The organism is Bacteroides sp. UBA939, assembly GCF_002293435.1.
Classification (GTDB): Bacteria; Bacteroidota; Bacteroidia; order Bacteroidales; family Bacteroidaceae; genus Bacteroides.
On record NZ_DBDF01000033.1, the window covers coordinates 16,001 to 31,613 of the forward strand.

A 15,613-nucleotide genomic window follows, 5' to 3' on the forward strand; every position below is an offset into this window, starting at 1 on the left:
TGTGGCATTAATCTAAAGAAATGTAATTTTCTTAATTTGAAGCTCTAACAAAAACTACGAATGTATCCTCTGAAATTTGAGCCTATTCTGAAGCAAACGCTTTGGGGAGGCGATAAGATTATTGCATTCAAACATTTGAATGAAGTGCTCTCAGGAGTAGGTGAAAGTTGGGAAGTGTCCGCGGTGGAACACAATGAATCTGTGGTTGCCAATGGTCCCGACAAGGGACTGACTCTTCCTGAAATGGTGCGGAAATACCGCGAAGATCTTGTAGGCGAGGCTAATTATGCGCGCTTCGGTACTAAATTCCCGTTATTGATAAAGTTCATTGATGCCAGGTTGGATTTATCCATCCAAGTGCATCCTGGAGATGAATTGGCAAGGAAGCGCCACAATTCTTTCGGCAAGAATGAAATGTGGTATGTGGTGTCCGCCGATAAAGGGGCTAAGTTGATTTCCGGCTTTTCCAGGCTGATTACTCCGAAAGAGTATAAGGAAAGGGTGTATGACGGGACGTTTGCCGATGTGCTGCAAACGTGTGACGTGAAGCCGGGCGATGTGTTCTATGTTCCTGCAGGCCGGGTGCATGGTATTGGTGCGGGCGCTTTTGTTGCCGAAATCCAACAGACTTCGGACATTACCTATCGTATTTTCGATTATAACAGAAAAGATAAGGATGGCGAGTCGCGTGAGCTGCATACCGGTCAGGCAACGGAAGCTATTAACTTTGTTGATGTGCAGGACGATTTTCGTACCGAGTACCAACACTTGCAGAATGAACCGGTAGAATTGGTTGCAAGCCCTTATTTCACGACGTCTCTTTACGACATGACTGAAGACATCACATGTGATTACTCCGAACTGGATTCGTTTGTGATTCTCATTTGCGTGGAAGGCGCGTGTCGTGTTGTGGACGATAGCCGGAATGAGATTGAGCTTCGCGCAGGTGAAACGGTGTTGTTGCCGGCATCCATACAGGAGGTGACGATTGTTCCGGAGGGTGGCGGTGTGAAACTGCTCGAAACGTATGTATAGCATTTCTTAGCTTGCATTATTCATACCGGAGTTAAAGGAGTTATCACTTTGTTAGTAATTAAGGAGTTAAAGCCGATAGTATTGCTATGTGCTTTACTGAGTATTGGCTTTAACTCCCAAGCCAACTTGTTGGCTGATAACTTCTCTAACTTCTATAGTTCCTATAAAATCGCCTTATTCTTTAGTTCTGAAACTCTGCCTTATCTTTCTCATCATTTTTAATCCTAACATAAGCCCGTCGAATACAGCCATTCCTGTATTGAAAGCCCGCATGATGGCGCTGCCTTTATTGACGGCAGGCTCAAGAGGTTCAAATATCTCTCTCGTTATGTCCGCCATGACCTGTTGCTGTGCGCGTAACTTTTCCCGTAACTCTAATTTTCGCTGCACGATGCTTTCCAACGTAATAGAGGGGGTATCGGACTGATTGTTCATGATGATATTATTTGTTATTATCCAAAAATAGTCCGGCAATGAAATTCACCATCGGGCTAATGATGAGTCGCTTGCGGAAAATGATTATCAATAGAATCAATAGAATGTGGAAGCAGGCAATGATACTGAAGCTTACCATTAATCCGCCCACATGCGGCTCCATGACATAAGCTAAAGCAAATGATAGGTAAAACAGAGCCACCATGCCAAATACGACCGCCACTAATAATAATATTAAGGTGGAAAGCAAAGTCGTGAGCTTTTCCGTAAGCTCCAGTTTGGTATATTCCTTTTGCAGGCTCAAATATTTTTTGAACTCGATGAATAGTTGCCGGAAATTCTCAATGCTTTTGTCATCTGCAAACATCATGGTGGCTCTGTTTTTTTGAACTTCTTTATTCGCCTATCTCGCCTTTAATCTCTGCTGCAATCTCGTCAACCAGGTTTTCCATCTCGCTGCGGTTCAAGCGAATACCCTTTTTGCGGAGAATCTCTGCAATTTTTTGACGAGTGTCCTCTCCTTTTTCAGGAGCAAATAAAATACCGATAGCTGCGCCCACTGCGGCGCCGCCTAAGAAAGCTGCAAGTACATTTAATCCTTTCATAATGTCCTCCTCTTTAATTTTAGAAGTTAATACTACAAAACTAACATATTTTCTTTAGAAGTTGTTCATTCCAACCACTTTTTTTTAAGAAACTGTTTTGATTTTGCTCAGCATTAGTTTCACTCAAAACATCTTTGACTATTTACACTAATGTATAGTGTTTTGAGAGTTGTTTTTGAGGATNNCTGTTTTTATGAGGAGCATAGCGGGCTATGTGACGAGTAAAAAGAGGAAAACAGACCGAAAACAAACTCAAAAGAAGCTGATGTAAATCTTTAAAAAGGAAACTCAAAACAGTTGCTGAATATCTTTATTTTAACCTGCAGCCGGCAATATGGATTCGTTCCGATACCTGCCAAAACCATATCCAAACCGTGTCCGCTCCCTACCTCCTCCGTGTCCTATAGAGAGGAGTTGGAAAGGAGCGGGTAAGGAGCGGGTAAGGAGCAAGTATGCATGCGGATAAGCATATTATTCTTTCCATTGAATCGAAGTTGCTACTAACCTGCGGCATGAATAATGCAAGCCAAGGAAATAAACAGTAGTTAATCAAATTTAACCATAAGGGTAGTGCTCGGCTTGATTGTTCCGTGTACATTTGTCTTATTATTCGAAATATAGGTTGCATGAGGAGACAAAAAAGTGCGATATTACTGATTATCAGCTTAATAGCCTTTGTGCTATTGGCTTGTAACAATGGCGACGGCGATTTGGATAATAAATGGCAATTGAGGCAGTATCAATATGCTGACGGAACCGTAAAACCACAGGACAGTATTTTCTATAACTTTCAAAAAGGCAGTTTTTCAGCCGTCTGTTTGCTGAAAAATGGCAAGTATGATACGTTTTTTGGGAATTATTCTTTGAAAGAAAATAAAATTTATATTAATTTGCTGCCTGAAAGCATCGATAACGAAAACTATGCATACTATATGGGGTGGGAAGACGGAAAGCGGACTTTTATAATAAACGAATTGTTGCCCTCGTCACTTCGCCTGGAACATGCGGATGTATGCTATGTATTTCGTAAATACTGAGTCGTAAACAATTAGATATGGAATTTATTAACAAAAGTAATATGATTATGAAGAAGTTGATAGTTTTAGGAATGGGACTGTGCATTGCATTGTCATTCTCTTCCTGTAAATCGAGTGAAAGTGCTTATAAAAAAGCATACGAGAAAGCTAAACAACAAGAATTGGCGGGAACTCAGGTTGTTGGAACCGTAAATGCAACTCCGGCTGCAAGCACTCCTGTTGCGAGTACTCCGGTTGAAGTCAAAGTCGTAGAAAGCGTGCCGGTTGCTACCACTGTACGTCAGGAAAGGGTAGAGGTAGTATCAGGCGTTGATGCTCTGAAAGATTATAGCGTAGTTTGTGGTAGCTTTGGTTTGAAAGCGAATGCCGAAAGCCTGAAAAACTTTCTGGATAAGGAAGGATACCATGCTTTCGTCGCCTTTAATCCGGAAGCAGCCATGTACCGCGTAATCGTAAGCACGTTTGCCGATAGAAATTCCGCAGCTACTGCTCGTGATGCCTTTAAGGCAAAATACCCGAACCGTAAGGATTTCCAAGGATCCTGGTTGTTGTATCGCCTTAAGTAATATCCGGGCTATAGGAGTTATCGTAGTTATCACTGCTTTAACTCCTGTAACTCCTACAGCTATGAATATGCCGGCTAAATAAAAAGAGAATATATCAAAAAATGATGTATCCTCTTTTTTTTATGTTCTGTAGCATAAATGTCATCTAAAGTGGTCAATTTGTAATATTCTCATTGTGGCATAATCGCTTCTTCTTTAGTGAATATGATTTTTGAAAAGTCGATAATGCAAGAAAAGATACATTATTTTATTTTTTCATGTAAATTTCTTTGGTATTATTAAAAAAGTGTCTATTTTTGCATCGTATTTATGCCTTATTGGGCACGAATATTAATTTTATTAAGATGAGGTATAGAAGCTCTAACATGAGAAAGTGGCTAACTACTAAGACTGTATTATTGTGTGTCGCGCTCTTTTCGTTCTGTTTGCATCCCTTAAAAGGGTTTAGTCAGGCGGGAGACAATACAGTTGATGCCTTGGTAGAAATGGGATTTGAGAATGTTGGGTGGACGGAAGACGGCAGAGAACGTGTGTACGTGCTGCAAAATTCCGCATATCGTTTGAATGGAGTCGGCATTGGCAAAGCAGTAGACGTTATTCAGAAAATGGGATTACCGGAAAACAAGCCATGCCGGATAATTGTTCTGGATAATAACATACCTCAGATTTCGCTTTATTACAAGCCGATTATCGGTGACAGTGTTCCTGAAGCGAGCCGCCAGGACTGGAATGTAAGCTATGACTTAGGCGAATCATGGAAGGAAGCACGGAAAGTAAAGGGGAAAAATAGTTCTTTGTTTAAGGTAGACATTTTAGTGTATCCGCAGCTCTATTATAAGAATCTTGTCATATCGCAGATCTATCGGGCATGCCTGGAAATTAGTCCGGCGGTTGAGATTTCGTTATGGAAAGGCGCAAAGCTGACCGCTCAGGTTATATTTCCGGCATACAATGACGGGTATAACGGTGCTATGGAGAATATACGATGGGGGTATTTGACATTGGATCAGAGTGTACGGTTGCCACACAATGTATGGCTGAAAACCGTGGTTGGTGTGTTCGACACGAATTGCTATGGAGCGGAAGTCAGTGCATTTCGTCCTTTTAAAGACGAGCGCTTTTCGTTGGAGGGAAAGTTCGGATTGGTAGGAATAGGATATTTCAACGGTTTCGCTCCTTTCCGTTACAATGGCGAAATAAGATGGTATTGGTCTGTTGGCGGTAACTTCTATTGGCCTCAGTATAATACGGAATTTAAAGTTCGGGCAGAGCAATACTTATTAAAGGATATAGGGGTGAAAATGGAGATGATAAGGTATTTCAGATATGCCGCGGTTGGTTTCTATGCGGAGAAATCGAACAAGGCAAGAGCTAATGGCGGATTCAGAATATCCATTGCACTTCCTCCTTATCGGCAAAAACGGCACGGATATTTTCCAAGAGTATCCACCGGTTTTGGTACAGGGACAACCTATAATGCAGGAAACGAACGGAAATATTATCTGATGCCATATACAAGGGCGGATGATAATATATTGAAAAAGAACCAATATAACCCCCATTTTATTAAATCAGAATTATTGAACTAAGTTTTATTTTTAATTAATTAGAAAATGAGAAAAATTAATTTATTGAAAGGCCTTAATGCTAAATCAGCGTTGGCCGTAGCTATTGTAGCTGGCTTTACGCTGGCTGGTTGCGAAAAGGAAGATTTCAATGTGAATGTTCCTGACATTGATATTCCGGCTGTAGTAATTCCGCCAGCTGAGGATGGAATAGCTTATGTTGTTTTGACTGCTACATCGGCAAGTGGCAATACCTTGGAAGGTGTGACGTTTAAAAAGAATGGAACATCAGATATAGAGGCTGAAACTAGTTACACAGCTCCTACATCTTTTACAGTAACAGCTTCTTTAGACGGATATTCACCGGTTGTAAAAACTGTAACTGTACCTGCTCTTAAGAAAGGCGCTTATGTAGTTATTCCTGTAAGCTTTGTACTGTCGGCCGTAGAAGAATCTACTACGCCTGATGTGGGAGCTAAAACAAATGATCCTGCTGTTGTAGACAATGCTACAGAAACGTTTGCAGCTGATTTTGTGCCTGGAACAGAGTACACACGCGATGTAAAAGTTCCTTTTGGTACATACTATACTGCCGAACAAAAAGCAGAACTCTTGGAAAAAGTTGAGGCTTTGACAGGCCCTGTTACTCGTGCAGGAGAAGAAGATGCAGCTAACTTGGGATTAGCAAAACAAAATCTTCGCGATATGATTAACAGTCTTCCTACCACACCGAATACAGAATTGAGAACTATCTCTTTCCTTGTAACAGCTCCTGCTAAATCTGTAACCTTTGCTGTTATTACCACATCAGATGTATATGACGTAACCTTGAAAACAACTGTTGCAGGTAAAAACTATCAGGTAAGTGGTAATCAATTACTGGTTGCTGGTAATGATATTAAAGTAACTGCTGAAGGTGTAGAAATCACTCACGGTCATGGTCATGGTCATGGTGATGATGGAAATGCCGGTGGTGGTATTGGTGGTAAATAAATCAATGAATAGACATATTGTCTGGTCTTTAAAAACGAATTATTTACCCTAAAAACAAAGAATAATGAAATATAGATTTTTAATATTGTCTCTTCTCTTGGCTGGTGCAAGTGTTGCCACTGTTGATGCACAAGAGAAGCAGGAGGCAAGCGATAATATATTTATCGGTGCCGGTGTGGGGGCAATGACAGTCTTCAATGACGGTCTCAACTCACCAACTCTCAACATCAATCTTCAGGTTGGTAAATATTTAACTCCGACTTGGGGGGTTCGTGGTGTACTAAGTGGTGCATGGCAGAGCCTGGAAAAGCAAAACCATGGCTATAGCAACTATTGCAAAAAGTTTGGTGAAATCAATTTGGATGCAATGTTGAACCTGAACAGCCTTTTTGGCAATAAGAACGTGAATCGTGCAGTAGACGTGTACTTGTTTGGTGGTCCCACAATAAACTTTTCTACAGCAGTAGGTGGTACTGTAACTTATAACCAAACGGGAGATTTAACTCAGACTCCGGGAGAACCAACCGCTGTTGAATTTACTCCTGCATACGCTTATTCTTCACAGGGTGTTAAAGCCCGTGTAGGTGCAACTGCCGGTTTGGGATTCGGTTACAACGTATCCAATAAGTTGGCTATTACATTGGAAGGCCGTTTGGGTGTAACTCCTTCTATCTTTGGTAATGGAAGCGATTGCCGCAAAGCAGAAGCTACTGGTCGCTTGAACTTAGGACTTGCTTATACTTTAGGTGGCAAGGGCTTTGTTCCTCGCGAAGCGAAAGTTGACCAAAACGCTATCAACGAAGAAGTTAACAAGTATAGAGGTGAATTGGCACAGGCTCAGGCTGACTTGGCTAACGCTAAGAACGCTTTGGCTAACGCTAAGGGTGTAACTAAGGAAGTTGTGAAAGAAATTGAAGTTGCCGGTCCTCGTGCTATCTTCTTCCGCATCGGTAGTGCTCAGATTGATGATTATGGTACGGTTAATATCCAGTTGGCTGCTAAGACTCTGAAGGCTAATCCGGGCAAGAAGTATAAGATTGCCGGTTATGCTGACAAGGCTACAGGTAGCTCTTCTTGGAACCAGAAGTTGTCTGAAAAACGTGCTCAGGCTGTTTACGATGCATTGCTCAAAGAAGGTGTAAGCAAAGACCAACTTGAACTCGTAGGCTTCGGCGGTACAGCTAATATGTTCGGTAAGAACTATTTGAACCGCGTGGTTATTCTGGAATAATACACATCTTAGGTAACTGAGAAACATAGATGAAGGCGTCTGAATTCCGGACGCCTTCATTATCTTGTAATATGCCGATAACTACTACTAATGTGTTTTTTTATTATAATGCCTGAAACTGTTTTGTGATGATGAAATTCAAACTGTTCCTTACCGTTCTTTTTTGTTTCCTTCCTTTTATCGTTTCTGCGCAGTTGACGTATGGCACAACCGGGTTGTTGCATGCCCCTTCTGCGGAGATGCAGCGTGACAAGACCTTCATGATTGGTGGAAACTTCGTGAACAAGGAATTGACACCACCTACCTGGTATTATCATACTTACAACTATTACCTGAATATAACCTTTTTCCCCTGGTTGGAAGTGGCATACACATGCACGCTTTTTAAAGCGGAAGCGCTGGGGTTAAAGCCTCACGGCTATTCAGGTTTTACGAATCAGGACAGATATTTCTCTGTCCGGTTGCGGGCTTTGAAAGAAGGGCAATTCTGGAAGTATATGCCGGCTGTGGTTTTGGGAACATCAGACCCATTCACTTCATCCGGGGGTGGCATGGTTGGTTCAGAAAAAGGAAACGGGTATTTCAGTCGTTTCTACATTGCAGTTTCCAAGCATATACCCGTCATCGGCAAGGAAAAGGTAGGCGTACACCTATCTTACCTTTATAATAACCGGAAAGAATATAAGTTGAACGGTTTAGCATTAGGCGTCACTTATAATCCATCTTTCCATCCGCAACTGAGACTGATTGCGGAATATGATTCAAAGGATTTTGCTTTAGGTGCCTCCTATTTGTTGTTCAACCATCTGCACATACAGATGGAAATGCAGAAAATGCAGTATTTCAGTGGGGGGCTGACCTACGTAGTCAATTTGAAATAAAATATTATACTATAAATTCCAAATAAGAGAGGAGACTTAACATAACGTTAAGCCTCCTCTTTTCTTATTATGACCAGGGCAACCGCATCAAAATGAATAATGAGAATTTAGCGAAGCAGATGATCGACAAGATTATCTCTATTCCTGTACATTTTATATATTCATTTTAATACGCTTGCCCTGTATTATAACACCAGATAGGGCAAATCTCAAATTTTAATCGTAATTTTGTAGCCCGTTATGAGTAGAATATTAGCGATTGATTACGGCAGGAAGCGTACTGGAATAGCCGTCAGCGACACATTGCAGATGATTGCTAACGGATTGAAAACCGTACCTACGCACGAACTGCTGGCATTCATCCTTGATTATGTAGGAAAAGAGCCGGTAGAGCGTATCCTTGTAGGGCTTCCCAGGCAAATGAACAATGAGCTTTCGGAGAATATGAAGCGAATAGAACCCTTTGTCCATTCATTGAGAAAGAAGCTGCCGGGTATGCCGATAGAGTATGTCGACGAACGCTTTACATCTGTTTTGGCGCATAAGGCGATGCTGGAAGCCGGATTGAAGAAGAAAGACCGGCAGAATAAAGCCCTGGTGGATGAAATCAGTGCGACTATTATCCTGCAGAGCTATCTGGAAAATAAACGTTTTGCCTCATTATGAGGCTATAATAGTGAATTAATAATTTATAATTAGATAGACAATGACTTTACCCATTTACGTATATGGTCAGCCTGTATTGAGAAAAGTGGCAGAAGATATTACTCCCGGCTATCCTGATTTGAAGGAATTGATTGCGAATATGTTTGAGACAATGGACAATGCGGAAGGTGTGGGGCTTGCAGCTCCGCAAGTGGGACTCCCTATTCGTGTAGTAGTGATAAATTTGGACGTGCTCTCCGAAGACCATCCTGAATATAAGGATTTCCGGAAAGCGTATATCAATCCTCATATTCTGGATGTTTCGGGTGAGGAAGTTGCTATGGAAGAGGGATGTTTGAGCCTTCCCGGTATTCATGAGTCAGTGAAACGTGGAAACAAGATTCATGTAACGTATATGGATGAGAACATGGTGGAGCATGACGAGATTGTGGAAGGTTATCTGGCACGCGTGATGCAGCATGAATTTGACCACTTGGATGGGAAAATGTTTATCGACCACCTGTCCCCGTTGCGTAAGCAAATGATAAAAGGAAAGCTGAATGCATTGCTGAAAGGAAAGGCTCATTGTTCGTATAAGGTAAAGACAGTGAAATATTAACCATATAATAAGGTATAAAAGGCTCAAAAAATATAAAAAGTCTTCTGTTAATCCCTCCAAGTGGATGAAAAGCATTAAATTTGTTTCGTTTACAAGTATTTATAAGACAAGATGATAAAGAAAATACTGATTGCTTTCCTGTTGCTTCCTACGTTGTTGTATGCACAGATCAATACGGAACGGGTGATGACTATCGCGCGTAATGCGTTGTACTTTGAAGACTATGTGCTTTCCATTCAATATTTCAACCAGGTAATTAATGCTAAGCCTTATTTATATGAGCCTTACTTCTTTCGTGGCTTGGCGAAGATTAATCTGGATGATTTTCAGGGTGCGGAAGCGGATTGCGACGCTGCTATTAATCGAAACCCTTTCGTGGTAGGGGCGTACCAGATTCGTGGGTTGGCTCGTATTCGGCAGAATAATTATGATGGCGCTATTGAAGATTATAAAACCGCTCTGAAATATGACCCTGAGAATTTAGTACTATGGCATAACCTTTCCCTCTGTCATATACAGAAGAAAGATTATGATGCCGCTAAAGAAGATTTAGGAAAGTTACTGAAGATATCGCCCAGGTATACTCGTGCTTATCTGATGCGTGGTGAAGTATCGTTGCAGCAAAAGGATACATTGCAAGCTCTGACTGACTTTGAAAAGGCGATTGATATGGATCGTTACGACCCTGATGGTTGGGGGGCGCGTGCTATAGTGCGTTTGCAACAAGGTAAATATGCGGAAGCGGAATCAGATTTGGACCGGGCTATCCACTTAAGTGCAAAAAATGCAGGTAATTACATCAATCGTGCGTTGGCTCGTTTTCACCGGAATAATCTGAGAGGTGCCATGAGCGACTATGACTTGGCGTTGGATATTGATCCGAACAACTTCCTCGGACACTATAACCGTGGTCTGCTGCGTGCTCAGGTTGGTGATGATAACCGTGCTATAGAGGATTTTGATTTTGTCCTTACAATAGAGCCGGATAATATGATGGCGACATTCAATCGTGGTTTGCTGCGCGCTCAGACGGGTGATTATCGAGGAGCTATCAGCGATTATTCGAAAGTGATTGATGAATATCCTAATTTCCTTGCCGGATATTACCAGCGTGCCGAAGCCCGGAAGAAAATAGGAGACCGGAAAGGCGCCGAACAGGATGAGTTCAAGGTCATGAAGATGCAGATTGATAAACGTAACGGCGTAACATCGAATGATAAAGACCTTGCGGATAATTCGCAGGATGATGGTGAAGATGATGGCAAGACGCGTAAGAAGTCCGATAGGAATATGGAGAATTACCGGAAAATCGTAATTGCTGATGACTCCGAAGCGGAACAGAAATATAAGAGTCATTACCGTGGACGTGTACAAGACCGGAATGTGACTATCAAGATGGAGCCAATGTATGCACTGACATACTATGAAAGGCCGAGTGAAGTGAAACGTATTATTCATTTCCATAAGTATATTGATGAACTGAACCATTCGGAACTTTTCCCCAAACCGTTGCGCATTACCAACATGGAGGCTCCGCTGACAGAAGAACAGGTAAACTACCATTTTGCCCTGATAGATTCTCATACTTCGGATATTGTTACGGATGATAAGGATACCAAGAAACGTTTCTTGCGCGGACTTGATTTTTATTTAGTTCAGGACTTTAGTAGTTCTATAGATGACTTTACGCAAGCCATTCTATTGGATGATAAATTCTTTCCGGCATATTTTATGCGGGCGTTGGTACGTTATAAACAACTGGAATATAAGAAGGCGGAAGCCGGTCTTAACGAAGGTGTTCCCGGAACTTCCGTTGACGAGAAAAAAGCGGCTGAAGTGAAAGCCATAGATTATGATATTGTCAGAAATGACTTGGATCATGTCATTCAACTGGCGCCTGATTTTGTTTATGGGTATTATAACCGTGCTAATGTATTGTCTATGCTGAAGAACTATCGTGCGGCATTGGTGGATTATGATAAGGCTATCGAATTGAATAAAGATTTTGCCGAGGCATATTTCAACCGTGGTTTGACTTATATATTCCTGGGCAATAACAAACAGGGCATTACAGATTTGAGTAAGGCGGGCGAGTTGGGAATTGTATCTGCCTACAACATTATTAAGCGATTTACAGACACACGTGAATAACATTTTTTAGCTTGAAAATGAGAAATCAAAAAGAATTAGTTACTTTTGCGTGCTGAAATATAAAATATACATAACAATATGATAAATATAACATTTCCGGATGGCTCCGTACGTGAGTATGATAACGGAGTAACGGGATTACAAATTGCAGAAAGTATCAGTTCCCGCCTGGCGCAGGAAGTGCTGGCGTGTGGCGTAAACGGTGAGATTTATGATTTGGGACGTCCTATCAATGAGGACGCGAAGTTTGTTCTCTATAAGTGGGAAGACGAACAGGGTAAGCATGCTTTTTGGCATACCAGCGCCCACTTGCTTGCCGAAGCATTACAGGAATTGTACCCGGGTATTCAATTCGGTATTGGTCCTGCCATTGAAAACGGTTTTTATTATGATGTAGATCCGGGAGAAGCGACAATTAAAGAGTCTGACCTGCAGGCTATCGAGGCTAAAATGGCTGAATTGGTAGCAAAGAAAGAAGCAGTTGTCAGAGAAAGCGTTTCTAAAGCGGATGCTCTGAAGAAATTCGGTGATCGTGGAGAAACTTATAAATGTGAGTTGATTTCCGAATTGGAAGATGGGCATATCACTACTTATACGCAAGGCGCTTTCACTGATTTGTGCCGTGGCCCGCATTTGATGACCACCACACCGATCAAGGCTATCAAACTGATGTCGGTAGCAGGTGCGTACTGGCGCGGACATGAAGACCGTAAGATGATGACACGCATCTATGGTATCTCATTCCCGAAAAAGAAGATGTTGGATGAATATCTGGTTATGCTGGAGGAAGCCAAGAAGCGCGACCACCGTAAGATCGGTAAGGAAATGGATTTGTTCATGTTCTCCGATACAGTAGGTAAAGGCTTACCGATGTGGTTGCCGAAAGGTACTGCATTGCGCTTGCGTTTGCAGGATTTCTTACGTCGTATCCAGGCGCGTTACGATTATCAGGAGGTTATTACTCCGCCAATCGGCAGCAAAGTGTTGTACGTAACTTCCGGTCACTATGCAAAATATGGCAAAGATTCATTCCAACCGATTCATACTCCGGAAGAAGGAGAAGAATACCTTTTGAAACCGATGAACTGCCCCCATCACTGTATGATTTATAAGAATTCTCCACGCTCATACAAGGAACTGCCTTTGCGTATGGCTGAATTCGGTACGGTTTGTCGCTATGAACAGAGTGGTGAGTTGCACGGTTTGACACGTGTACGTAGCTTTACGCAGGATGATGCGCATATTTTTTGCCGTCCCGATCAGGTGAAGGATGAATTCTTGCGCGTAATGGATATCATCTCTATCGTATTCCGTTCTATGGATTTTGCCAATGTGGAAGCACAGATTTCTTTGCGTGACAGGGTGGATCGTGAGAAATATATCGGCAGTGATGATAATTGGGAAAGAGCGGAACAGGCTATTATCGAAGCTTGTGAAGAAAAAGGCCTGACCGCCAAAATAGAATATGGCGAAGCCGCATTCTATGGTCCGAAGCTTGACTTTATGGTTAAGGATGCCATTGGTCGCCGTTGGCAGTTGGGTACCATTCAGGTGGATTATAACTTGCCCGAACGTTTTGATTTGGAATATACGGGTGCCGACAACCAGAAACATCGCCCGGTTATGATTCATCGTGCTCCATTCGGTTCAATGGAACGTTTTGTAGCCGTGCTTATTGAGCATACGGCAGGTAAATTCCCATTGTGGTTGACCCCTGAGCAGGTTGCAATTTTGCCTATCAGTGAGAAGTTTAACGACTATGCCCTGGATGTGAAAAAGTTCTTGAAGCAATGTGATATCCGTGCGATTGTAGACGAACGTAACGAGAAGATCGGACGTAAGATTCGTGATAACGAGTTGAAACGCATTCCTTACATGTTGATTGTGGGTGAAAAAGAAGCGGAAAATGAAGAAGTTTCTGTCCGTAGACAGGGCGAAGGAGATAAAGGAACCATGAAATTTGAGGATTTCGCTAAAATTTTAAATGAAGAAGTTCAAAATATGATAAATAAATGGTAACTTTGCGCCCACTTGTAAAAGCATAGCATATATTGGATGTTCTAAAGACAGCTTTTACCTAAAAAGAAAATTAAATTTGGAAGTAATAAAAAAGAAACAAACTGGAAGTAAAGGTTATTTAATGAAAAATGACAGCTTAAAAGGGCAGTACCGGATTAATGAACAGATCCGTGCCAAAGAAGTTCGCATAGTGGGCGATGATGTAGAACCCAAAGTGTATCCGATAGCTCAGGCATTGAAACTTGCCGAAGAGCATGAAGCGGATCTTGTGGAAATCTCTCCGAATGCACAACCTCCTGTTTGCCGTATCATTGATTACTCTAAATTTCTTTATCAGTTAAAGAAGCGTCAGAAGGAACAGAAGGCAAAGCAAGTTAAGGTTAATGTAAAAGAGATACGTTTTGGACCTCAGACCGATGATCATGATTACAACTTTAAATTGAAGCATGCCAAAGGCTTTTTGGAAGATGGCGACAAGGTGAAGGCTTATGTGTTTTTCAAAGGTCGCTCTATATTGTTTAAAGAACAGGGTGAAGTGTTGCTATTACGTTTCGCCAATGATTTGGAAGAGTATGCGAAAGTAGATCAAATGCCTGTGCTTGAAGGTAAAAGAATGACGATTCAGCTCTCTCCGAAGAAAAAAGAGGGACAACAGAAGAAACCTGTAGCACCAAAAGCAGAAGAATAAATGAGTAATGCCGCAGGTATAGTGCATTACCATATATAATTTAATAATTTAAAAATAAGTAAGATGCCAAAGATGAAAACTAACTCCGGTTCTAAAAAGAGATTTACTCTTACCGGAACAGGTAAAATCAAAAGAAAGCACGCTTTTCACAGTCACATTTTGACTAAGAAGACTAAGAAGCAAAAAAGAAATCTGTGCCATTCGACTATGGTTGACGTAACGAATGTGAATCAGGTTAAGGAACTCTTAGCTATGAAGTAAAAAGCGTACAAAGTATTATTAAAGTATTAACCGAATGCATTAGCTTTAAGTCCGCTATGTGAAGTAACGGCGCTAACATTCAAAAAAGAGTAAAACTATGCCAAGATCAGTAAATCATGTTGCTTCCAGAGCAAGAAGAAAGAAAATTTTGAAGTTAACCAGAGGTTACTTTGGTGCAAGAAAGAACGTATGGACCGTAGCCAAGAATACGTGGGAAAAAGGTCTGACTTATGCGTATCGTGATCGTAAGAATAAGAAAAGAAATTTCCGCGCTTTGTGGATTCAGCGTATCAATGCTGCCGCCCGTTTGGAAGGTATGTCTTATTCCAAGTTAATGGGTGCATTGCACAAAGCAGGTATCGAAATCAACCGTAAAGTTTTGGCTGATTTAGCGATGAACCATCCGGAAGCATTCAAAGCTATTGTAACTAAAGCAAAAGTTGCTTAAGTCTATTTAGCAGATAGTTTACAAGGTGCTGATTACGAATGGGTAATCGGCACTTTTGCTTTTTAAGACTATGTAAGTAATGTGAAATATACCACAAGAGGGAAACATTTTCCCGTTTTTCTTTGTTTCTTTCATAGAAACTTACTATATTTGTTGTAGAAAATATAGCCGCATTGATTGGATCGGGAAACTCATCAAGCTATAATGGAATACCGAGACAAGCTTCGTTTCTCAATGGCGGGCCACGCCCTTCGGGGTAACCTTTGAGTCGGTGGATTACAAAGAGGACGAGCGCTCAAATCATGTCATTCGGAGTTTCATCACATCATCGGTGCGGCTTTTTTTAATGAGAAGGAACGGCAACCTTGGTTGCCGTTCCTTTTTTGAATCATGGACTATTTCAGTTTTCTCTGGGCTCACCCGCAAATCATTGG

At 41.5% G+C, this 15,613-nt stretch carries 17 protein-coding genes; 14 read left to right on the forward strand and 3 right to left on the reverse strand.

Features of this window, described 5'->3' with window-relative positions; translation table 11 throughout:
• Positions 1 to 60 precede the first annotated feature (60 nt).
• Positions 61 to 1,035: a type I phosphomannose isomerase catalytic subunit gene (locus tag B2Z67_RS02260; RefSeq protein WP_291528196.1), complete on the forward strand. Its 975-nt coding sequence runs from the start codon at positions 61 to 63 to the stop codon at positions 1,033 to 1,035.
• Positions 1,036 to 1,209: 174 nt separating this feature from the next.
• Here B2Z67_RS02260 and B2Z67_RS02265 read toward each other — a convergent pair whose 3' ends face one another.
• The 3 genes from B2Z67_RS02265 to B2Z67_RS02275 are packed head-to-tail and all read right to left on the reverse strand — an operon-like array spanning position 1,210 to position 2,075.
• A complete protein-coding gene (locus B2Z67_RS02265) occupies positions 1,210 to 1,470 on the reverse strand; it encodes a hypothetical protein (protein ID WP_291528197.1) in 261 nt (86 codons plus the stop codon).
• Positions 1,471 to 1,477: 7 nt separating this feature from the next.
• Positions 1,478 to 1,837, reverse strand: coding sequence for a phage holin family protein (locus B2Z67_RS02270; protein WP_291528211.1), 360 nt, complete (start codon positions 1,835 to 1,837; stop codon positions 1,478 to 1,480).
• Between the two features lie 28 nt (positions 1,838 to 1,865).
• Positions 1,866 to 2,075, reverse strand: a complete 210-nt coding sequence (locus tag B2Z67_RS02275; protein WP_291528198.1) for a YtxH domain-containing protein — start codon at positions 2,073 to 2,075, stop codon at positions 1,866 to 1,868.
• Between the two features lie 626 nt (positions 2,076 to 2,701).
• On the opposite strand from B2Z67_RS02275, the gene B2Z67_RS02280 reads away from it, so the two are divergent.
• The 13 genes from B2Z67_RS02280 (at position 2,702) to rplT (ending at position 15,179) form a co-directional block, all read left to right on the forward strand.
• Positions 2,702 to 3,112: a lipocalin-like domain-containing protein gene (locus B2Z67_RS02280; RefSeq protein WP_291528199.1), complete on the forward strand. Its 411-nt coding sequence runs from the start codon at positions 2,702 to 2,704 to the stop codon at positions 3,110 to 3,112.
• Between the two features lie 47 nt (positions 3,113 to 3,159).
• Positions 3,160 to 3,678: an SPOR domain-containing protein gene (locus tag B2Z67_RS02285; protein ID WP_291528200.1), complete on the forward strand. Its 519-nt coding sequence runs from the start codon at positions 3,160 to 3,162 to the stop codon at positions 3,676 to 3,678.
• A gap of 344 nt (positions 3,679 to 4,022) precedes the next feature.
• Entirely contained in the window at positions 4,023 to 5,267 is a 1,245-nt protein-coding gene (locus B2Z67_RS02290) for a hypothetical protein (protein WP_291528201.1), read from the forward strand.
• Positions 5,268 to 5,291: 24 nt separating this feature from the next.
• Positions 5,292 to 6,236, forward strand: a complete 945-nt coding sequence (locus B2Z67_RS02295; protein WP_291528202.1) for a DUF3869 domain-containing protein — start codon at positions 5,292 to 5,294, stop codon at positions 6,234 to 6,236.
• A 64-nt stretch (positions 6,237 to 6,300) separates the two neighbouring features.
• The gene (locus tag B2Z67_RS02300) at positions 6,301 to 7,467 is read left to right on the forward strand and encodes an OmpA family protein (RefSeq protein WP_291528203.1); all 1,167 of its coding nucleotides are present in this window, start codon (positions 6,301 to 6,303) and stop codon (positions 7,465 to 7,467) included.
• A gap of 128 nt (positions 7,468 to 7,595) precedes the next feature.
• A complete protein-coding gene (locus tag B2Z67_RS02305) occupies positions 7,596 to 8,348 on the forward strand; it encodes a YjbH domain-containing protein (RefSeq protein ID WP_291528204.1) in 753 nt (250 codons plus the stop codon).
• Positions 8,349 to 8,588: 240 nt separating this feature from the next.
• Entirely contained in the window at positions 8,589 to 9,014 is a 426-nt protein-coding gene (gene ruvX, locus B2Z67_RS02310; protein WP_291528205.1) for a Holliday junction resolvase RuvX, read from the forward strand.
• Positions 9,015 to 9,054: 40 nt separating this feature from the next.
• Positions 9,055 to 9,612, forward strand: coding sequence for a peptide deformylase (gene def / locus B2Z67_RS02315; RefSeq protein ID WP_291528206.1), 558 nt, complete (start codon positions 9,055 to 9,057; stop codon positions 9,610 to 9,612).
• 111 nt (positions 9,613 to 9,723) lie between these two features.
• Complete coding sequence (locus tag B2Z67_RS02320; protein WP_291528207.1) at positions 9,724 to 11,763, forward strand: tetratricopeptide repeat protein; 2,040 nt, start codon at positions 9,724 to 9,726, stop codon at positions 11,761 to 11,763.
• A 78-nt stretch (positions 11,764 to 11,841) separates the two neighbouring features.
• The gene (gene thrS, locus B2Z67_RS02325) at positions 11,842 to 13,782 is read left to right on the forward strand and encodes a threonine--tRNA ligase (protein WP_291528208.1); all 1,941 of its coding nucleotides are present in this window, start codon (positions 11,842 to 11,844) and stop codon (positions 13,780 to 13,782) included.
• Between the two features lie 121 nt (positions 13,783 to 13,903).
• A complete protein-coding gene (gene infC / locus B2Z67_RS02330) occupies positions 13,904 to 14,470 on the forward strand; it encodes a translation initiation factor IF-3 (protein ID WP_291528212.1) in 567 nt (188 codons plus the stop codon).
• Positions 14,471 to 14,533: 63 nt separating this feature from the next.
• Complete coding sequence (gene rpmI, locus B2Z67_RS02335) at positions 14,534 to 14,731, forward strand: 50S ribosomal protein L35 (RefSeq protein ID WP_291528209.1); 198 nt, start codon at positions 14,534 to 14,536, stop codon at positions 14,729 to 14,731.
• 97 nt (positions 14,732 to 14,828) lie between these two features.
• Entirely contained in the window at positions 14,829 to 15,179 is a 351-nt protein-coding gene (gene rplT / locus B2Z67_RS02340; RefSeq protein ID WP_291528210.1) for a 50S ribosomal protein L20, read from the forward strand.
• Positions 15,180 to 15,613 lie beyond the last annotated feature (434 nt).

Excerpts from the sequence above, each read along its gene's own strand:
- B2Z67_RS02260 (WP_291528196.1), top strand. The coding sequence starts at position 61 with ATGTATCCTCTGAAATTTGAGCCTATTCTGAAGCAAACGCTTTGGGGA.
- B2Z67_RS02265 (WP_291528197.1), bottom strand. The coding sequence starts at position 1,470 with ATGAACAATCAGTCCGATACCCCCTCTATTACGTTGGAAAGCATCGTG.
- B2Z67_RS02270 (WP_291528211.1), bottom strand. The coding sequence starts at position 1,837 with ATGTTTGCAGATGACAAAAGCATTGAGAATTTCCGGCAACTATTCATC.
- B2Z67_RS02275 (WP_291528198.1), bottom strand. The coding sequence starts at position 2,075 with ATGAAAGGATTAAATGTACTTGCAGCTTTCTTAGGCGGCGCCGCAGTG.
- B2Z67_RS02280 (WP_291528199.1), top strand. The coding sequence starts at position 2,702 with ATGAGGAGACAAAAAAGTGCGATATTACTGATTATCAGCTTAATAGCC.
- B2Z67_RS02285 (WP_291528200.1), top strand. The coding sequence starts at position 3,160 with ATGAAGAAGTTGATAGTTTTAGGAATGGGACTGTGCATTGCATTGTCA.
- B2Z67_RS02290 (WP_291528201.1), top strand. The coding sequence starts at position 4,023 with ATGAGGTATAGAAGCTCTAACATGAGAAAGTGGCTAACTACTAAGACT.
- B2Z67_RS02295 (WP_291528202.1), top strand. The coding sequence starts at position 5,292 with ATGAGAAAAATTAATTTATTGAAAGGCCTTAATGCTAAATCAGCGTTG.
- B2Z67_RS02300 (WP_291528203.1), top strand. The coding sequence starts at position 6,301 with ATGAAATATAGATTTTTAATATTGTCTCTTCTCTTGGCTGGTGCAAGT.
- B2Z67_RS02305 (WP_291528204.1), top strand. The coding sequence starts at position 7,596 with ATGATGAAATTCAAACTGTTCCTTACCGTTCTTTTTTGTTTCCTTCCT.
- ruvX (WP_291528205.1), top strand. The coding sequence starts at position 8,589 with ATGAGTAGAATATTAGCGATTGATTACGGCAGGAAGCGTACTGGAATA.
- def (WP_291528206.1), top strand. The coding sequence starts at position 9,055 with ATGACTTTACCCATTTACGTATATGGTCAGCCTGTATTGAGAAAAGTG.
- B2Z67_RS02320 (WP_291528207.1), top strand. The coding sequence starts at position 9,724 with ATGATAAAGAAAATACTGATTGCTTTCCTGTTGCTTCCTACGTTGTTG.
- thrS (WP_291528208.1), top strand. The coding sequence starts at position 11,842 with ATGATAAATATAACATTTCCGGATGGCTCCGTACGTGAGTATGATAAC.
- infC (WP_291528212.1), top strand. The coding sequence starts at position 13,904 with ATGAAAAATGACAGCTTAAAAGGGCAGTACCGGATTAATGAACAGATC.
- rpmI (WP_291528209.1), top strand. The coding sequence starts at position 14,534 with ATGCCAAAGATGAAAACTAACTCCGGTTCTAAAAAGAGATTTACTCTT.
- rplT (WP_291528210.1), top strand. The coding sequence starts at position 14,829 with ATGCCAAGATCAGTAAATCATGTTGCTTCCAGAGCAAGAAGAAAGAAA.